Raw genomic sequence first — 17,848 nt, forward strand, 5'->3', positions numbered from 1 at the left:
CGTCCGACGGCGCACCATGGTCAGATAATGGGACGGCAAAGAATGCGGGCTTACTTCCAATTAGTGAAAACTCAGACCAGTTTGCTTACGAAGTTGATTTGAATGGGAATACAACGGGAAAGACTGGTGCTGAGCTAATTGCCCAACTGAAGGCTAATGGAACGATGACTTACCATGCAACGGTTAAAATTTACGGCATGAAGGATGGAAAGCCAGACCTTACCGATTTAATTAGTACAAAGGAAGTGAACGTTACGATAAACGTTTCTGCTGATGGGAGAATCACTGAAGCAATGAAACCAGCGTCATCTGAATCGGCGTCCAGTATGGGTGAAAAAGCAACTGCTGGTGCGTCAGTGACAACAGCTATGGGTGTTGGTAGTGGTGAAATGAGCCAACCGATCTCGAGTGCTGCGACGATGACAGCTAAACATTCAGCAAAGACTCTGGCAGCGAAGAATAGCTCAATGTCTGTAGCCAATTATGAAGCAGCGAAGAAACATTCTGAGTTGCCACAAACAGGTGAAACGAATCAGAATGCTTCTAACTTGATTGGTGTATTATTGCTGTCAATGTTGACTGCACTTGGCAGTGTTCTTGGCTTCAGAAAAAGAAATTTAAAGCACTAATAAGGTCGCTTTCTTCATAGAAGTGGAATGTTCTAGGAATTAATTTTAAAATAGTCAGATTCTTAAGCAATTTAAGGATCTGACTATTTCTATTACATTTTACCTTTATAGTTTAGATGTTGTTTTAAAGTGGGCAAAGGAATATGGCAGTATTGTACAAATCGATTATTGAGAGTACACCCAAAACGACAGATTAACAACGAAAAAGTAATTAATTTTCCATTGTTGAGTATTTACAAAAATAAACCAGTAAGGTCTGATTTGGAGATACCAAATTCAATTTGTTGAGATGCATCACATATATGGATTATCTTTAATGCGAAATATATTATTTAATTAATCTTCATTACTGAGTGATTTATATGAAAGAGGTTTTTTATGAAAAGAGCGCGTTATGAATGTGAAAACGGATGTTCAGTTGAGTCGACCTTGCAATTAATCTCTGGACGTTGGAAGAGTGTATTGTTGTATCATCTTATTTTTGATGGTGATTTGCGTTTTAGTGAGCTACAGAAAAAAATCCCGGGATTATCAAGGAGAATGTTATCGCATCAACTCAAAGAACTAGAAGATGATCATCTAGTGAATCGGAATGTTCAACAAGAAAAACCGTTGATGGTTTCGTACAGTGTATCTCACCTAGGCATGAGTCTTCGCAACGTTATCGCAAGCATGTATGCTTGGGGAAATGAGTTCAACGATCATAATCCGTCAATAGAAGAGTTCAACCTGGAAATACCGCAGTAATCAATGTATGAATCCTGTGATGCATTGTTACTTAGAAATCATTGAGTAAACCATCACAAAATAACCATTAGGGAAAATAAATTCCCTAATGGTTATTTTTTTTGCATGGTGATATTTTACATACGAAGGTTAAGTTAATCGTACTTAGCCAGCTTATTAAGATTAACAAATTATGTGAACACAAACGGAGGTAAGACTAATGGATTTTCCAAAAAAAATGAATGCAATTGGTTTCTTTGAGAATTTATCAATTGACAATGAACAAAGTTTTATTGATGCTGTTTTGCCAACGCCTGAACCACAAGAAAACGACCTTTTAGTTGAAGTTAAAGGGATTTCAATTAATCCAGTAGATACTAAAATTCGTGAAACTCTGGGAGTCACGCCTACTTTGCCGCCCATTGCAGGGTATGACCCATTTCACGATAGTAAAGATATTAAAGTGATTGGATATGATGCCATCGGAATAGTCCGTGCAAAAGGAATGGAAGTTACAAAATTCAATATTGGTGATCGTGTTTATTATTCTGGAACTACAAAGCGACCAGGTAGTCATGAACAGTTTCAATTAGTAGATGAAAATTTAGCCGCCGTGGCTCCTGATAGCTTAACAGATGCTGAGGCTGCAAGTTTGCCATTAACTTCTTTAGCAGCTTATGAATTACTTTTTGAAAAGCTCGGAGTTTCAGCAGATCAAGATGCCAATAAAGGCAAAAAAATCTTAATTATTAACGGTGCTGGGGGTGTTGGATCCATTTTGACACAATTAGCATCTTGGGCAGGCTTAGAAGTATTTGCAACTGGAGGATCTGAAAGTGTTAATTGGCTAGAAAAGTTAGGTGCTGACCATGCCATTGATTATCATCATGACCTAAAAGATGAACTAATAAAAGCTGGAACCGATAGAGTTGACTATATTGCTGTTTTGTATGATATCGCACCATATTTTAAACAGTTAGTGCAGTTGATCAAACCATTTGGCCATATTGGGACCATTGTAGGGACTAAGTCCGAACTGCCAATGACGTTATTAAAAAATTTATCGGTTAGCTTTGATTGGGAATATATGTTTGCTAAGTCCGATTATTCGTTTAATATGGCCAGTCAAGGAGAAATCTTAAGTCGAATTGCCACATTGATTGATAGCAAAAAAATCTTCCCAACGGTTTCAAAAAGCTACGATTCCGGAATTAACGCTACAAATATCAAAGCAGCGACAAAGGATGTGTTAAGTGGGCATATGCAAGGAAAAGTGGTAATTACAGGTCCATTCAACGGCAATTAAGTTGGTCGTAAGGAATGTGCGTGAATTAATCTTTACTGTGCTCACTAATTGTTAGCGAAAATGATTGGAGGAACTGTATTATGACAAAGATGACTGCAGCTGTTGCACTTGCAAAAGTATTGGAAAGCTGGCAAGTGGATCATGTGTATGGGATTACCGCTGACTCAATTAATAATACTGTGGACGGTTTTTTACCAAGAACGTGAATCGATTAAGTATATTCAAGTGAGACATGAAGAAGTTGGAGCTTTGGCGGCTAATGCCGATGCCAAGCTCACTTCAAAGCCACAAGTATAAATGTGAAGGCCCACGGTCTCAAAGCGGTTAAAAAGTCGGAAGCTTCCAAAATCACCAATAAATTCAAAGTGTCTTTTTATGGCTTGAACAAACGTGGATTTGTGCGTATTTCAAGTAAGCACTATGACGACTCCAGCGTTAGATTTAATGTTAAAAATAATGGGAAACTAAGAAATGGCGATAAAGTAAGCATTGCCGTCCCTTCTGAGTTGTTTGATAAAGAAGGTGTGAACTATACTGGGTCTCATTCGATTACTGCTACTGTAAGTGGCTTGGTTGATTCGGCTTCGATAAGGAATGTCGATAAGGTTAACGAGTTGACCGATTCTATAATTAATGATCATTTCAAAAGTGATGATTTTTCTAAATATTCTAATTGGCTAGTAAATATCTTTTTGGCAGCCCCGAGTGATTCAGATAAAAGCAGCGGATACGGATCATGGGGTTCTTCGACATCAAATCAAAATGATTCAGACGTGACTCTTAATGCCAAATCTTCCAGTTATAATGATGGGTACAAGGTGATTGCTTTATACCGGGTCACGAAATCTTATGATAATAGTTCAGACGAAGATAACTCTGAATTACATGAAGTTGTTTTATCAGATTTAAAGTTATCAGGTGGTCAGCTTAATGTTGGTGATATTTCTACTAAAGATGATAGCAATGTTAATGATGTTAGTGATTTACAATCCGTCGAATTACATGACTTAAATGCAAATGGTATTCAATAAAAACACCATAGCGATAATATAAAAGAGGCCATAGCAGTCATGAGCTGCTATGGCCTCTTTTTAAACAAATGTCGCCTACTATACGTCAGGTTAGGAATAGCGTCTGGTGATTACGGAGAATATAAAAACCGTTATGGCAGAAAAGTTAACTCGTTGGTTTAATGCTGGCTAAATGAAATAAAAACTATATTAATTATGCCAAGTAACGAAACCGCACCATTATAAATTAAGTGTGTTGCAATATTTTGCCAAATGTTTTTATGCGCCATAAGATAAACAATCTGGAAGATTATACCAGCTAAGAAATAGAAAATTAATGATGAATAATTTCCACTAACGTTATTGAAGTGTACGAGAGCAAACAACAGATTTGAAAATATTGAGACAACAATGTATAGAATTCTGTGCTGACTGAATGGCTCAATTAAAGCATGGTGGTATACAATTTCTTCAGTAAATGGCTGTAATAATGGTATTAAAAATACGATTATGGTAGGTAACGTGGCGGATAAGAAATCTATACTTTGCGGTCCGCTGTTCATGTCATGGTTAAGGTAAAGGCTTAAATATCTAGAAAGTGGAATGATAAGTAAAGTCATTAAGATGCTAGTACCTATGGCGTAAAGAAAATTACGCCATAGGTGACGTCGCCAGTGAGGCCAATCTTGCTTTAAAATGCCATCTGACCAGTAAAAAACGGCAATCAAAAAAAGTGGTACATAGATGAGCGCTGCAATGGCTACAGCCGTCCATGTAGCAAGCCCATTTGTTGATTGAACTTGCCAATGGGGAAATAACTGATCTGGTAAAAAAACTAGTGCAGGAATTAAAAGAAGTGCACTGAGCCATTTGATAATCGGATTTTTCATCAAGTTCATCATTTGTAGCGTACCTCCAAGAATTTTTGTGTAATGTTTTCCGCCTGGGAAATGAGATGGTGTAGTTCTGCTGATTTTACACATATATTGCATAGATAAACAAAACGTGTATAAAATGCTACTAAGTGGTTTTTAAAGAGGTTCGACCTCCATCGGTGGCATCTTGGGCTCCTTAATGAAGTCTTTCTTGAGCCTTGAAAAAGGCTTACCAGTTACTAAGGCCGATGTAACAGCGCCTGTAATCGTTTGGTGAAACAGGGTTATAAAAGGATGTTCTGAACCTGCACACTACTTATTTGACTGATCAGTAATAATGGATCATTTACTGAGGAACTTACGGATTGTGGACGATATGTTGTTTAATGATGGAGAATTACAAGGAATTGACGGGCTAATAGATAATTGGCATGGGTGAATATATATCCAGATCGTCAATGGTTGTACTTTGTACTTACTTAATAGAAGCGTTTTTGTTGACGTAATTTAGCGACAATACTACAATAACAGGATCCATCATTGATGGGCATGTAAGTATCTTTGCTATGGTCACAATAGCTAAAGATCGCTGAGGCTAATTAGGTGCCGTCTTTGACGTATCAATGCGGTTTTCAGTGGTGCTACCTGGATTTATACAGGAGGAAAACGAATGAAAAATGATTTAAGTGTTGCATACAGAAATCTTAAGAGCCCAAATATTAAGACCAGAAAAAAGGCCCTTCAGATCATCAAAAATCTAAGAAAAACCGGAAAATAATGTCAGGTCTTTCTTAGATTTTGCGCCATTGAAGGTTCAACGAAATTGTTTTTTTAGATGTTAGGTCGTCACCCATGAGGGGTGACGACCTTTTTTTAATAAATAACATAATCGGGTGTGCACAGCATTCGGAGGAACTTTCGGAAGTAATGAAAAGGGTCATTTTTAAGTTGTAAGGGCCTACTCGCTTTTATTCCTATCTGGTTTCTTTTAATAAAGCACCAGTGTGTTTGCCATATGGTTATCTTTTTGCGCGGATTATCTTTGTCCAGAAAGTAGCATAAAGGGAAACTCCGGTAATCATTTTCGTTGATCACAACAAAACAATCATGTTGCTAATGCGCACATGGATAAAGTTTGGTAAAGTAATGATTCGAGTAACGAATTAAAATGCTTTTAAAAAGACATCTTAGGTGGAGACGTAATGACAGCTCGAAAAGGAAAACGAGTTAAACCAATCCTGGTAAGTATATTTAAAGGATCAATGATTGCTAGTCCAATAGTGATCGTTATTTGCTTAGTTGGTGGTCTTGTAATAGCAATTTTTGCGGGTGTACTTGGTGGCAACGTGAAACCTGAACATTATCCATCTGCTGAAGCATTTAGGTCAGCAGTTCGGGCTGATTATGAGCCAGAAAAAATGGGTTCTTATTACCCAGAAAACTATGTGATTCCGGGAGATTATGGGAGGCTTTCACTGCCACAACGTGAAGGGAAGAATCTAACAAAAAATCGCCTGTCGAAGACAAAAATATTAAAAATGAACCCAGATGAACAAGTTGAGACGGTCGAACTTGTTGGAAGTAAGGGCGCAAAACATTGGCATGTGGAACGAGGGGCAATTGGACCATTAATTGCTAAAGAAATTGCTGATCAACAAACGCTGGAACGAGACTATAAAAAACAACCGTTTTTGACTAATCTCGCAGCATTGCTTGGAAAGTTGACTGGGATTCTTTGTTTTGTTTTTGCGATTGAAGTCCTTGTCTACGTTGGAGTTCATTGCATTACTAAAATTGGCAAGGTTTTGAGCAAGAAGTAGCTTTTTTTCAGATGATGGCAAAATAAAACCGGCAGAAAGGTCTACCGGTTTGCGTAAATTATAACTGCCGCAACGTTGCGGTCTGTGTTGCCGTTAGCTGGGCTTTTTTAGCGTCAAGGGCAAGGTGGTGGGCATCGTTTAGTGCAATCACCCGGTCCACGAGGGGAGCGGTTTTAACGTAGTCGTGGCTTGAGATGATTAACGTTTTGTTGTGATCATGGAGGGTTTTAAACAACGCTGTGAGTTGCTCCTGGTAGCCAATGGAGAGACCGTTAAAGGGCTCATCCAGGATAATTGTTTGCGGGGACATGGTGAGCACGCTCCCAAGGGCGACCAATTTCTTTTCACCACCAGATAACTGGTAGGGGACGCGGTCGCGTAACGCGGCGATGTTCAGCAAAGCCAACGTATCTGAAACTCGCTGATCGACTTCTTCAGTTGCAAGCCCAAGTTGCGTTGGTCCGAAAGCAAGTTCTTGTGCGACCGTGTCGTTAAATAACTGAATGTCGCTGTTTTGAAACACCAGGCCGACCGACTGACGAATGACGTTTAAATCTGGCTCCTGGTGATCAAAGGTGTAATGACCGTTTGTCGGTTTCAGCAGGCCACATAAAATTTTAAAAAGGGTCGATTTTCCGGAACCATTTGGCCCCATGATTGCAACGGCCTCGCCTTGACTGATGGTAAACGTCAGGTCCACTAAACCTGGGGTGGCGTCGTAATCGTAATTAACGTGTTCGAAGTTAAACAAGGCGGCCTCCTTTACTTTGCTAAAAAAATGGCAATGCCAATAAAGCAACCGGTTTGCACCAAAAGCAACCAGTCAGTCGGAACGATTCTAAAGTGACGACGGGCTGGTTTTTCTGTGTAGCCTCGTAGTAGCATGGCTTCATATAATTCGGTCGCTTGTTTTCGACACTGAAGGTACAAACAGCCAACCAGATTTGTGTAGATCTGAATGGGATGATGGATGGTGCCACAGCTTCGTAACCACACAGCTTGTAACCGGTCATGAAGATCCTGGCTGAGGACATGGCTGTATTTAATGGTAATGTCGAGGGTCAAAATAAAGATGCTCGAAACGCCAAGCTGGCGAAGAGCAACCACAAGTTGTGACCAGCCGACGCGGTGACGAAAAATTTGCAGGCTGAAGATGATCAGTACTAATTTTGCCAACCAGAGCCACGCCATCTGATTGTGATTAAAGAGAACACTCGGCCACACAATGAGGGCTCCAATGAGGGCACCACGTAACGTTTGGAAAAATGTTTCGGTAATTACCTTCGCCGGCATGAAAAGTGCGAGAAGGAGCTGAAATAGCGTCAAAAACCAGAGCAAGAAGAGGCTCCGGCAGGTAATCGTAATTAGAACCAGCGTTAGAAATGACAGTAACTCTGCCCATGCGCTGGCAAACGGTTTTGCGACGTGTGACGTTTTGTTAAAATGGGCCAGCATATGAGTCAGTGCACGAACGTTAGTACTGATGAAACGGTTGGCGGTTGCTGGACGTTGGTAAACGGTGGTCTCATCAAGCCACGCTGGTAGGTTATTCATGGCGTCTGGCCCCGATAAGGCGAACCGCCAGTGCGATGACGATCAAACAGGTCCCTGCGGAGAGTAAGTACCCCATAACCGGTGATAGCCCCGTCACACCGTAATTAGCGAACACTGCGTGATACTTGATTCCGTGGCTCATGCCCGCTGGAACCTTTGCCAGCATGTGATCGCTGCGTAAGTGGGCCATGATTTCCTGGTTGTTCCATTCGCCCCAAGCACTGCCCGACGCCAATAAACCAAGCGGCGAGAGGAGAGCAAGGATTCCTAAAACGGGGAATGTGACACGTTCAAGCCGTGATGTTGTTGGCAATGAGTAGAGATCTTCTGGTGCATGACGACTGACAAATTGATAGACCAAAAGCGTCACGAACGCTTCGATCCAGCCAATAACTAGTGCGTGCGCGCCAACCATGGCGGGGACACTGATTGATAGTGGGTAGGGACAATAGAGCGGCTGATGATTGGCAGTGTGGAAGAGAAGTGGCTGAAGGCCTAGTTCAATGCCAGCTGCTAGTGCCGCAATGTTAATGCTAACGTACCCTGCAACGAAACTTCCGGCGCGGGGGTGGCCGAGTCGTTTGCCAATTGAAAAGAGCAGGTAACCGACAAAGGGCATAATGAAGCCCATGTTAAAAACGTTTGCGCCATACGCCAAAATGCCGCCGTCACCAAAGATAAATGCTTGAAGCAATAGTGCGACGGAAATGGCCAAACAGGCTGCCCACGGACCTAACAAGATGGCAAGAAGCGCACCGCCGACAGCATGTGCTGTTGTACCACCGGGAATGGGCACATTAAACATCATAAGGAGAAAAGCAAAGGCAGCACCAGTCCCGATGAGGGGAACGGTCTGCTTTTTTTCTTTGATCTGGGCATGGACCTTCTTGATGGAAATTGCCCAGATGGGTGCCATGGTGGTGAGTAACGTTAGACAAGTGGTGGGACTGAGATAATTATCTGGAATGTGCATAAAGGGCTCCCGATTAATGAGTCATTATGAATTAAATTAATCGGCAATGTTATCCAAAAGGTAGCTAACGTCCTTGATGAGAAATTTATGGTCCGTTATTTCAATGACGTGATGATCACGCAAGGATTTAAGCATGCGGTTAACGCTACTGCGTGTGCTGATGCCAGTAAAGCCAACGATGTCTTCATTTGTCACGACGAAATCAATGAGAATCCCATCGTTTGTGTGAACACCAAATAAATCAATCAAGCTATATAAAAAGGCGCATAACGCACCGTTTTTCCCATTCATGACCATCCGTTGTAAACGATAGATATTTTCAGAGAGTTTCTTCCGATAGTAGTTCTTCACGTACTCCTGGAGTTCAGGTGTTGAATTGACGTAGTTCCAGAACGTGACCCGGTCGATTTGATAGAAGGTTGCTTCCTCAGATTCAATGCGAACGTTAAACGGTTGCTCGGTAAACTTAGAAATTTCATCTCGCAGCAACGAAATGACGTCTGGTTTCGCAATGTAAGAGATGTTGTACTCACGGCCATCTTGCAAAATGATCGAGTTCTTAATGACACCATTGATAAGAACATACGTAAAATGTTCTTCCAATCCATGGTAGGTCAAGTACGTGTGCCGTGATTTTTTGATTTTCATCACGTGTCGTTCTTCAAGAAAGTTAATTAAAAATTCTATATCTGTTAGCGCCATTACATACCTTATTAAGCCTTTCTTGCTGTTTAATTCATAATGCTGAACCTGATTATAGTGGTTTGGCAAAAGCAAAAGTTAACAAATGGTACACACTTATGATCCGTCCATTTGTTGTTGACGTTGGTTAATAACTGGGTGGTCTATATGCATTATAACAATAACGAACGACCACACATTCCAAATAAATTTCGGGAAGGAAGCAACATTTTGGTATCAATTAAATTACCATATGACCGTCAAACAATTACGGCCACCATTAGTGATGAAAATTTCGCTGGCAAGCTTGTTTCAGCTGCTGCAACTTATAAAGCAAGTAAGGGGGAGGCAGAATTAGTTGAAGCGTCGCTCGATAATCCAATTGCGAGTCCTAGTTTAGAGGAACTGGCTAAGGGGAAAACCAACATTGTCATTATTTCGAGTGATCATACCCGTCCTGTTCCGTCACACATCATTACACCGATTTTATTGAAACGAATCCGAAAAGTTTCACCAGATGCGCGGATCCGAATTTTAGTTGCCACCGGATTCCACCGGCCATCAACACATGAAGAATTGGTCAATAAATACGGGCAAGATATTGTTGATAATGAAGAAATCGTGATGCATGTCTCAACGGATGACGCGTCAATGGTTAAGTTAGGGAAGCTCCCATCTGGTGGTGACCTAATCGTAAACAAAGTTGCGGTTGAAGCCGATCTGCTAATTTCCGAAGGGTTCATTGAATCTCATTTCTTCGCTGGCTTTTCTGGTGGTCGGAAGGCTGTGTTGCCCGGTGTTGCCAGCTATAAAACAATTATGGCCAACCACAGTGGGGAATTTATTAACGACCAGCATTCACGGCCGGGGAGTTTGGACCACAACATGATTCATAAGGACATGTTGTATGCTGCTCAAAAAGTGGGGTTGAAGTTCATTTTAAACGTCGTTTTGGATGAAGATAAGCACATCATTGGGTCGTTTGCCGGGGACTTGGATAAGGCACACCGAACGGGTTGTGAATTTCTTGAAACATTATCACACGTTGACAAAATTGAATCTGATATCGCCGTTTCCACAAACGGTGGTTACCCACTTGATCAAAATATTTATCAGGCCGTTAAGGGGATGACCGCGGCCGAAGCCACCAACAAGAAGGGTGGCGTCATCATTATGGTTGCTGGTTGTCGCGATGGTCACGGTGGGGATGGTTTCTACCATAACATTGCGGACGTTAAGGACCCCCAGGAGTTTCTCGATCGCGCCGTTAATACACCACGGTTAGAAACGGTGCCTGATCAGTGGACGTCACAAATTTTGGCACGGATCTTGGTTAACCATCACGTCATCGTCGTGTCCGACCTGGTTGAGCCAGCGTTGATCACGAACATGCACATGGACTTAGCCAAAACCTTTGATGAAGCCTTGGAAAAGGCGTATGAAATCGAAGGTGCGGCGGCAAAGGTGACCGTCATTCCTGATGGTCTTGGCGTAATCGTCCAGTAATTGGAGTAAGGAGAAACTTTTGACAGGTGATGTTTTAAAACTATTACAAGCGGTGTCACAACATGAAATCAGTGTTGATGAAGCCTTAAAAACCGTTCAGGCACAAACGAGTGAAGACCTTGGTTTTGCAAAAGTTGACCTATCACGGGCCCAGCGAAATGGTGCGCCCGAAGTGATTTACGGTGCCGGGAAAACGGCGGCTCAGATCATTGACATTATGTCAGCCCTTAAGGACCACGGTCAAAACGTGCTCTGTACCCGGCTAAACAACGAGAAGTACCTTCAAATCAAGGATCATTTTCCCGAAGCAACATATCACCAAGACGCCCACATTTTGACACTGATGGTTCATGAGGTTGTTGAAACAAAGAGCACCATTGCCGTTGTGACGGCGGGGACCTCAGACATTCCGGTGGCTGAAGAGGCAGCCGTAACGGCCGCAATGTATGGTAACAAGGTCGACCGGATTTATGATGTTGGCGTTGCTGGAATTCACCGCTTGTTTGATCATTTACCGCAGATTCGTCAGGCCAAGGTCGTTATTGTGATTGCTGGCATGGAGGGCGCACTGGCAAGCGTGGTCGGTGGTCTCATCAGCACACCACTGATTGCGGTTCCCACCTCGATCGGTTACGGAACAAACTTTGGCGGGGTCACTGCGCTAATGACCATGCTCAATAGTTGTGCCTCAGGAATTACTGTTGTCAACGTCGACAACGGCTTTGGCGCGGCCTATTCTGCAAGCATGATCAATCACTTGTAAAGGGAGCAAGAAATGAAAACACTTTATTTGGACGTGATGTCAGGGATTTCTGGTGACATGTTTCTTGGGGCCTTACTGGATTTAGGCGTGGACCTTTCGGTGGTGACGGCCGAGTTAAACAAGTTGCCGCTCGATCACTATTCGGTGACTACTGAACGTGTGGCCAAGAGTGCCATTTATGGGACAAGTTTCAAGGTGACCGTGGCTAACGGAACGATCGATACAGGATTCACTGAGGAACATGAGCACCATGAGGGTGACCACGCACTGACGCCTGAAGAACCCGCGCATCCGTATGTGAAGCCAGAAGCCGGGCACCACGAACATCACCACCATCATCATGATGCCCGGCATTACGAAGACATTGTTCACATGATTACTGACGCTGACCTTAGTCCGTTTGTAAAAGGCCACGCGCTTGCAATTTTTAAGGAAATTGCGCTAGCCGAAGCGACGGTTCACCAGGTGGCGTTAGCCGACGTTCATTTTCATGAAGTCGGGGCGATTGATTCAATTATTGACATCGTGGGCGGATGTATTGCCTTAGAGCAGCTGCATGTTGACCGCGTCATTGCCAGTTCATTAGTTGACGGAACAGGCTTTATTAACGTTGCCCACGGGCGGATGCCGGTGCCGGTTCCCGCTGTGATGCAGATGCGGGCAGGCACGGCAATTCCCGTTCGGCAAAACGTTGATGTGCATACCGAACTCATCACGCCCACCGGCATGGGCATTGTTAAAACAATGGTGAAGTCTTTTGGACCGCTGCCAGGAAACATGGTCGTGGACAAGGTGGGTTACGGCTTTGGGACGCGTGAGATTGGGCAATTAAACGCCTTACGGGCGTTATTATGCACCAGCACATCACTAAGTGACCGGGTGGTGACCGATGATGCCGATGAAATCATCACGTTGGCGGCCAACATTGACGATCAAACGGCTGAAAGTTTAGCACCTGTCATTGACCAGTTGCTAGAAGCCGGTGCGTATGATGCTTACTTCGAGCCGATCCAAATGAAGAAGAACCGGCCAGCTGTGAAGTTAACGGTCATCGGTGCCGTTGCCGACCGGATGGCATTAACACGGGTGGTGTTAACCCAGACAAGCACGGCGGGGGTTCGTTACCAAACGATGACACGGTGCGTGATGGCACGAACGTTTACTTCCTTGATGACACAGTTTGGGCCAATTCGAATTAAGCACTTAACGTACCAAGACATTACCAAAATAAAGCCAGAGTTTGTTGATTGCCAAGCGGCTGCGATAGCACATGAGGTGCCACTTCGCGACGTCTATCAGGCGGTGTATCAACAATTTGGGACACAGACAGAAAATTAGACACTTTGGAGGAACTTTTCAGTGGGACATCAGTTACTAGCTGAATTCATGGGGACAGCGTTGATGGTTATATTTGGGGTCGGCGTTCACTGCGACACCGTATTAAACAAAACGAAGTACCATGGGTCAGGTCATTTATTCGCAATTTCAACATGGGGCTTCGGGATTTCGGTGGCTCTGTTTATTTTTGGCAATGTTTATCTCAATCCAGGAATGGTGTTAGCACAGTGTATTCTTGGGCACGTTTCATGGAGCCGGTTCATTCCGTATTCACTGGCTGAGGTCGTGGGCGGAATTGTTGGGTCAATCATCGTTTGGATCATGTACAAGGATCACTTTGATGCCTCTGCTGACAGCGTTGACCCCGTTGACATTCGCAACATTTTTTCAACGTCACCGGGAATTCGCGATTTACCACGCAACTTTTTCTCTGAATTTGTGGCAACGTTTATCTTCATTACCGGGATCTTAGCCATTGCGGCCACGAAAGAAACGGCCGGAATCGATATTGGTGTTGGGGTGCTTGTGTGGGCTGTCGGAATGGGCCTTGGTGGGACCACCGGGTTCGCGATGAACCTTGCTCGTGACATGGGCCCCCGAATTGCGCACGCGCTCTTGCCCATTAAAAACAAAACGGGAAATGATTGGCAGTACGGAATTTTAGTTCCAGGAATCGCACCATTTTTTGGGGCTGCAGCAGCAGCTCTGTTTATGAAAACATTTTGGGGTATGTAGTTAGTCACTTAGACAAGAAAGTCAGGAAATCATGATGACATTAACAGAAAAGAACCGGGTTTTAACAACAACTTTAGCAGATATGGGAACGGTCTTAGTTGCCTTTTCCGGCGGCATCGACTCCACGGTTGTTTTGAAAGCGGCCCTGGATACACTTGGTCAGGATAACGTTTTGGCTGTTGTCGCAAATTCAGAATTATTTACCGACGATGAATATAACAAAGCCATTCAGTTAGCTAAACAACTTGGGGCAAACGTTGAAGGCGTCACCCTGAACTACTTGAGTGATGAACACATTGAAAACAACACACCAGAAACCTGGTACTATTCAAAGAAAATGTTCTATCAACGGATGAATGAAATTGCTGCTGCCCATGATATTCACCACGTCTTGGATGGGATGATCATGGATGACAATGATGATTTCCGTCCTGGGTTAGTTGCTCGGAATGAAGCCGGGGCAGAATCAGTGTTACAACTGGCTGATTTCTATAAGACAGACGTTCGCGTAGCTGCACAAGAAATGGGTTTGACCAACTGGAACAAGGTTGCGTCATGCTCAGTTTCATCACGGTTTGAATACAACACGAAACTAACGTTGGCAAAAATCAACCGGGTTATGGCAGCTGAAAAGGCATTGCGGCAACTTGGTTTTCCAACGGTGCGGGTTCGTGACCACGGCGAAATTGCACGGGTTGAGGTTCCAAGTGACCAATTGGCCGACTTTACGGCACTTGCAGCAACGATCAATGATCAATTACAAGCATTCGGCTACGAATTTGTGACGCTAGATCTGGCTGGTTTTAAGTCAGGGCGGATGAATGAACAACTGGATGAAGCGACAAAAGTTGCCTTAATGGCCTAAAACGCATTAAATTCAAAAAAGCGATTCTTCTAATTAATTGGAAGAATCGTTTTTTTTTTGAATTTATTGTGCTAAACCAACTGTGGTCAGAAAAATTTAATGTGTTAAATGCTTCTGGATAAGCGTATTTCTTGAGTGCCCAATAAAAACTGATTATGATGTAACCAGTAAAGGAAATGGAGGTTATATGATGAAAAACATTTTATTAGGGATCAGTTTAGCTGCCAACGTTGCATTTTTGTACTCGCTCTTGCAAGATGATAATCGAATGAAAGAGATTCAGTCATCATTAGATAACCTAAGTGACCAAGCAGAGGGAAAAGTTAAGCAAGTCAAGGGTGCATTGACTGGGGATACTGGTGATAAGATTAGCGGCAATGTGGAAGAAGGCATTGGCAAATTGAAAGAAGATCTAAATTAATCACGGACGTTTAAAATCGCATTTAAGTGCGATTTTTTTATTGAGTTAACGATGGATTTTAAAACTGAACATTGTTAGAGGGTGTACGTGTAGTGAATGAACAAGACCAGATAAACACGCTGGCTAAGTTGATCTTAAATCCGGGAACGCGGGCGTGGGAACGTGAACAGTTAGTAACGACTAAGCAACAAATTGAAAATGGGGCCAATGTGAAAGCAAGTTTGGCCACCTTGGAAAGTAAACTCCGACCGTTAGCCGTGCGCGATAATTTGACCCCGGATTTAGCGGATTATTACGCGGAACTTACCCATAATCAACCACAAATTGCGGCTTACGATTTTGCCCGGCATGAGGCGGCTGTAAAGGATGCGCGGTATGATGTTGCCGTGTTTGCTGGCGGATGTTTTTGGTGCATGGTTGAACCATTTGAAACGCGGCCCGGAATTATTTCCGTTATGTCCGGGTATACCGGAGGTCATGTTGATTCGCCGACTTACGATCAGGTTATTTCACAGACAACGGGACACGTTGAAGCCGTTCAAATCGTGTTTGACCCCAAGGTGATGACTTACCAGGCACTGGTTGGACTCTTTTGGCAAATTATTGATCCGACCGATAACGCGGGGCAGATGAACGACCGCGGTGAGGAGTACCGCCCGATTATTTTTGTGCGTAATTCTGCACAACGGCAGGTGGCTGAGGCGTCAAAAGAACAGCTGATTGAATCTAAGCGGTATCACCGTCCGATTGTGACACCAATCGTTAACGCCAGCACGTTTTGGCCGGCAGAAAACTATCACCAACAATTTTACCTAAAACAGACAAAACGGTATCGCATGATGGAGCGGAGTCGCCACCAGTACTTTGCGTGGCAGCGGATGAAAAATTGGTTTAGTCGGCATGTCAGCCGTCCGTAGTGGATGATCAAAATAATCGAGAACGAATTTTTTTAATGGCGCTCGCTTCGTGATAGACTACTCCCATAATTAGGGAAGGAAGTCTTTACGATGTTAGACGTCATTGATTCCATTCACCGTTTGCAGTGGACGGTTGACCACCATTACGCTCATATTGAAGCCCAGCACGACTTTATGCGTGCTTGGGCCGTTCAATTTGAGTTAGCATACACTGATTTTCGCGTGATCCAAATGGCATTACAGTTGAGTGGTGAAAAGCAACATCCACTGTTAAAACAGTTTGCGGCCCAATATGAAGAAATTTATAAATATGAATATGTCTTTGCTGGGAAAGGCTTAGATGCATTTAATGACCAATTTGGCCGTGATTTGAGCGCCTATAAAGAAGCAGTTGCGGCTTTTGACGAGACCATCCAAGCCATTATTGCACTTCAGTGAGTTTTCGCAGACAGGACCATGGACACCTTAAAACTTAGCGAGCACAAATTTCCCAGTAGATTTTTAATTGAGGCTATACTGACGGTGTAGTTAATCGTTTAAATATTTTAGGAGGTATTGATTCATGGCAAACATCGGTATTAATGGTTTTGGTCGGATTGGTCGAGACTCATTTCGGCGCATGCTTGAAGTTAACGATCCTGATCTAAATGTTGTTGCAATTAATGATTTAACGAGCCCAGCAATGTTGGCTTACTTACTTAAATATGATTCCACGTTTGGCACCCTAAAAGCAGACGTTAGTTCAACTGAAGATTCTTTGATCGTCAACGGAAAGAAAATTCGGGTTTACTCAGAACGTGACGCTAAGAACATTCCGTGGGTCGGTAATGATGGCGTTGACATCGTCCTTGAATGTACCGGCTTCTACACGTCCGAAGCCAAATCACAAGCGCACCTTGAAGCAGGGGCCAAGAAGGTTGTCATTTCTGCGCCAGCTGGTCCAATGAAGACAATTGTGATGGGCGTTAACGACGACTTGATCAGCGCTGATGACAAAATCATCTCCGTGGGTTCTTGTACCACGAATGCGTTAGCACCAATGGCGTACTTCCTTAACAAGGAGTTTGGCATTCAGGTTGGGACCATTACTGCAATTCACGCATTTACAAGTTCGCAAATGATTTTGGATGGGCCTAAAGGGAACAAATTCCGGCCAAACCGGACCGCTTCCGCAAACACCATCCCACATTCAACGGGGGCAGCTAATGCCATTGGCCTTGTGATTCCTGAACTGGAAGGCCACTTAAACGGGCATGCACAACGGGTTGCAGTTGTGGATGGTTCTGTCTGTGAACTGGTCTCTGTTTTGGACAAAGAAGTCACAGCTGACCAAGTGAACGACGCAATCAAGCAATACACTGAGAACAATCCTGCCTTTGGTTGGAATGATGATGAGATTGTTTCCTCCGATATCATTGGGGATACTCACGGGGCAGTTTTTGACCCAACGCAAACGGAAGTGACGACAAACGGTGATTTCCAAGTGGTTAAGACAGCGACATGGTTCGATAATGAATACGGATTTGTTTGCAACATGATTCGGACACTGAAGGCTGAAGCAATTGCTTAATTCCGTGCAAAAGCATCCACATTGTGGGTGCTTTTTTAATTGGCCAGCGGAAAATCACAGGAAGAAGCGACACAAAAAAACGAAAGGTTATCGACAAAATGAGTGTTATCGGTGATGATTGAGGTGACAGGGTGTGCTTGTCAGTAGTCGATCGTTAAT

20 protein-coding genes and 1 pseudogene are annotated in these 17,848 nt (G+C 43.4%); 16 read left to right on the forward strand and 5 right to left on the reverse strand.

The features are described 5' to 3' along the window. The 5 genes and pseudogenes from ACRYI5_RS00195 to ACRYI5_RS00215 form a co-directional block, all read left to right on the forward strand. A partial coding sequence (locus ACRYI5_RS00195) for an SSURE domain-containing protein (RefSeq protein WP_448223817.1) occupies positions 1 to 629 on the forward strand: 629 nt, incomplete at its 5' end. A gap of 378 nt (positions 630 to 1,007) precedes the next feature. Beyond that, entirely contained in the window at positions 1,008 to 1,376 is a 369-nt protein-coding gene (locus ACRYI5_RS00200) for a winged helix-turn-helix transcriptional regulator (protein ID WP_448223818.1), read from the forward strand. Between the two features lie 199 nt (positions 1,377 to 1,575). After that, positions 1,576 to 2,661 (forward strand): zinc-binding alcohol dehydrogenase family protein, encoded by a 1,086-nt coding sequence (locus tag ACRYI5_RS00205; RefSeq protein ID WP_448223819.1) that lies wholly within the window; start codon positions 1,576 to 1,578, stop codon positions 2,659 to 2,661. An 80-nt stretch (positions 2,662 to 2,741) separates the two neighbouring features. Further along, positions 2,742 to 2,946, forward strand: a pseudogene (locus ACRYI5_RS00210) (thiamine pyrophosphate-binding protein); the annotation flags it as partial. A gap of 14 nt (positions 2,947 to 2,960) precedes the next feature. After that, entirely contained in the window at positions 2,961 to 3,692 is a 732-nt protein-coding gene (locus tag ACRYI5_RS00215; protein ID WP_448223820.1) for a hypothetical protein, read from the forward strand. 158 nt (positions 3,693 to 3,850) lie between these two features. On the opposite strand, the gene ACRYI5_RS00220 is transcribed toward ACRYI5_RS00215, so the two are convergent. Further along, positions 3,851 to 4,573 (reverse strand): CPBP family glutamic-type intramembrane protease, encoded by a 723-nt coding sequence (locus tag ACRYI5_RS00220; protein WP_448223821.1) that lies wholly within the window; start codon positions 4,571 to 4,573, stop codon positions 3,851 to 3,853. Positions 4,574 to 5,216: 643 nt separating this feature from the next. On the opposite strand from ACRYI5_RS00220, the gene ACRYI5_RS00225 reads away from it, so the two are divergent. Next, a complete protein-coding gene (locus tag ACRYI5_RS00225; RefSeq protein WP_407880868.1) occupies positions 5,217 to 5,324 on the forward strand; it encodes a putative metal homeostasis protein in 108 nt (35 codons plus the stop codon). Positions 5,325 to 5,748: 424 nt separating this feature from the next. Next, positions 5,749 to 6,366 carry a hypothetical protein gene (locus ACRYI5_RS00230; protein WP_448223822.1) on the forward strand — a complete coding sequence of 206 codons (618 nt, stop codon included), beginning with the start codon at positions 5,749 to 5,751 and terminating at the stop codon, positions 6,364 to 6,366. A gap of 58 nt (positions 6,367 to 6,424) precedes the next feature. Here the strand turns inward: ACRYI5_RS00230 and ACRYI5_RS00235 are convergent, their stop codons facing one another. The 4 genes from ACRYI5_RS00235 to ACRYI5_RS00250 are packed head-to-tail and all read right to left on the reverse strand — an operon-like array spanning position 6,425 to position 9,595. Next, positions 6,425 to 7,117 carry an energy-coupling factor ABC transporter ATP-binding protein gene (locus ACRYI5_RS00235; RefSeq protein ID WP_407880866.1) on the reverse strand — a complete coding sequence of 231 codons (693 nt, stop codon included), beginning with the start codon at positions 7,115 to 7,117 and terminating at the stop codon, positions 6,425 to 6,427. A gap of 11 nt (positions 7,118 to 7,128) precedes the next feature. Further along, positions 7,129 to 7,920, reverse strand: a complete 792-nt coding sequence (locus ACRYI5_RS00240; RefSeq protein WP_448223823.1) for a hypothetical protein — start codon at positions 7,918 to 7,920, stop codon at positions 7,129 to 7,131. Further along, a complete protein-coding gene (gene cbiM, locus ACRYI5_RS00245) occupies positions 7,913 to 8,893 on the reverse strand; it encodes a cobalt transporter CbiM (RefSeq protein WP_448223824.1) in 981 nt (326 codons plus the stop codon). The genes ACRYI5_RS00240 and cbiM overlap by 8 nt, the downstream gene beginning before the upstream one ends. A 36-nt stretch (positions 8,894 to 8,929) precedes the next feature. After that, complete coding sequence (locus ACRYI5_RS00250; RefSeq protein ID WP_407880862.1) at positions 8,930 to 9,595, reverse strand: Crp/Fnr family transcriptional regulator; 666 nt, start codon at positions 9,593 to 9,595, stop codon at positions 8,930 to 8,932. Positions 9,596 to 9,805: 210 nt separating this feature from the next. On the opposite strand from ACRYI5_RS00250, the gene larA reads away from it, so the two are divergent. From larA to gap, 9 genes are all read left to right on the forward strand, one after another. After that, complete coding sequence (gene larA, locus ACRYI5_RS00255; RefSeq protein WP_407880860.1) at positions 9,806 to 11,080, forward strand: nickel-dependent lactate racemase; 1,275 nt, start codon at positions 9,806 to 9,808, stop codon at positions 11,078 to 11,080. Positions 11,081 to 11,099: 19 nt separating this feature from the next. Then, positions 11,100 to 11,843, forward strand: coding sequence for a nickel pincer cofactor biosynthesis protein LarB (larB, locus tag ACRYI5_RS00260; RefSeq protein ID WP_448223825.1), 744 nt, complete (start codon positions 11,100 to 11,102; stop codon positions 11,841 to 11,843). A 12-nt stretch (positions 11,844 to 11,855) separates the two neighbouring features. Then, positions 11,856 to 13,181 carry a nickel pincer cofactor biosynthesis protein LarC gene (larC, locus tag ACRYI5_RS00265; RefSeq protein ID WP_448223826.1) on the forward strand — a complete coding sequence of 442 codons (1,326 nt, stop codon included), beginning with the start codon at positions 11,856 to 11,858 and terminating at the stop codon, positions 13,179 to 13,181. A gap of 21 nt (positions 13,182 to 13,202) precedes the next feature. Then, entirely contained in the window at positions 13,203 to 13,916 is a 714-nt protein-coding gene (gene larD, locus ACRYI5_RS00270; protein ID WP_448223827.1) for a D/L-lactic acid transporter LarD, read from the forward strand. A gap of 31 nt (positions 13,917 to 13,947) precedes the next feature. After that, a complete protein-coding gene (gene larE / locus ACRYI5_RS00275) occupies positions 13,948 to 14,781 on the forward strand; it encodes an ATP-dependent sacrificial sulfur transferase LarE (RefSeq protein WP_448223828.1) in 834 nt (277 codons plus the stop codon). A 190-nt stretch (positions 14,782 to 14,971) separates the two neighbouring features. Then, positions 14,972 to 15,202, forward strand: coding sequence for a CsbD family protein (locus tag ACRYI5_RS00280; RefSeq protein ID WP_407880852.1), 231 nt, complete (start codon positions 14,972 to 14,974; stop codon positions 15,200 to 15,202). Positions 15,203 to 15,294: 92 nt separating this feature from the next. Beyond that, positions 15,295 to 16,119: a peptide-methionine (S)-S-oxide reductase MsrA gene (gene msrA / locus ACRYI5_RS00285; protein WP_448223829.1), complete on the forward strand. Its 825-nt coding sequence runs from the start codon at positions 15,295 to 15,297 to the stop codon at positions 16,117 to 16,119. A gap of 90 nt (positions 16,120 to 16,209) precedes the next feature. Beyond that, positions 16,210 to 16,557 carry a hypothetical protein gene (locus ACRYI5_RS00290; RefSeq protein ID WP_448223830.1) on the forward strand — a complete coding sequence of 116 codons (348 nt, stop codon included), beginning with the start codon at positions 16,210 to 16,212 and terminating at the stop codon, positions 16,555 to 16,557. Between the two features lie 124 nt (positions 16,558 to 16,681). Continuing rightward, positions 16,682 to 17,689, forward strand: coding sequence for a type I glyceraldehyde-3-phosphate dehydrogenase (gene gap / locus ACRYI5_RS00295; RefSeq protein WP_448223831.1), 1,008 nt, complete (start codon positions 16,682 to 16,684; stop codon positions 17,687 to 17,689). Positions 17,690 to 17,848: the final 159 nt, after the last annotated feature.

Source organism: Furfurilactobacillus sp. WILCCON 0119 (assembly GCF_053471565.1).

Bases quoted from the DNA above. Each gene is read 5' to 3' on its own strand.
- ACRYI5_RS00200 (WP_448223818.1), top strand. From the start codon at position 1,008: ATGAAAAGAGCGCGTTATGAATGTGAAAACGGATGTTCAGTTGAGTCG.
- ACRYI5_RS00205 (WP_448223819.1), top strand. From the start codon at position 1,576: ATGGATTTTCCAAAAAAAATGAATGCAATTGGTTTCTTTGAGAATTTA.
- ACRYI5_RS00220 (WP_448223821.1), bottom strand. From the start codon at position 4,573: ATGATGAACTTGATGAAAAATCCGATTATCAAATGGCTCAGTGCACTT.
- ACRYI5_RS00225 (WP_407880868.1), top strand. From the start codon at position 5,217: ATGAAAAATGATTTAAGTGTTGCATACAGAAATCTTAAGAGCCCAAAT.
- ACRYI5_RS00230 (WP_448223822.1), top strand. From the start codon at position 5,749: ATGACAGCTCGAAAAGGAAAACGAGTTAAACCAATCCTGGTAAGTATA.
- ACRYI5_RS00240 (WP_448223823.1), bottom strand. From the start codon at position 7,920: ATGAATAACCTACCAGCGTGGCTTGATGAGACCACCGTTTACCAACGT.
- cbiM (WP_448223824.1), bottom strand. From the start codon at position 8,893: ATGCACATTCCAGATAATTATCTCAGTCCCACCACTTGTCTAACGTTA.
- ACRYI5_RS00250 (WP_407880862.1), bottom strand. From the start codon at position 9,595: ATGGCGCTAACAGATATAGAATTTTTAATTAACTTTCTTGAAGAACGA.
- larC (WP_448223826.1), top strand. From the start codon at position 11,856: ATGAAAACACTTTATTTGGACGTGATGTCAGGGATTTCTGGTGACATG.
- larE (WP_448223828.1), top strand. From the start codon at position 13,948: ATGATGACATTAACAGAAAAGAACCGGGTTTTAACAACAACTTTAGCA.
- ACRYI5_RS00280 (WP_407880852.1), top strand. From the start codon at position 14,972: ATGAAAAACATTTTATTAGGGATCAGTTTAGCTGCCAACGTTGCATTT.
- ACRYI5_RS00290 (WP_448223830.1), top strand. From the start codon at position 16,210: ATGTTAGACGTCATTGATTCCATTCACCGTTTGCAGTGGACGGTTGAC.
- gap (WP_448223831.1), top strand. From the start codon at position 16,682: ATGGCAAACATCGGTATTAATGGTTTTGGTCGGATTGGTCGAGACTCA.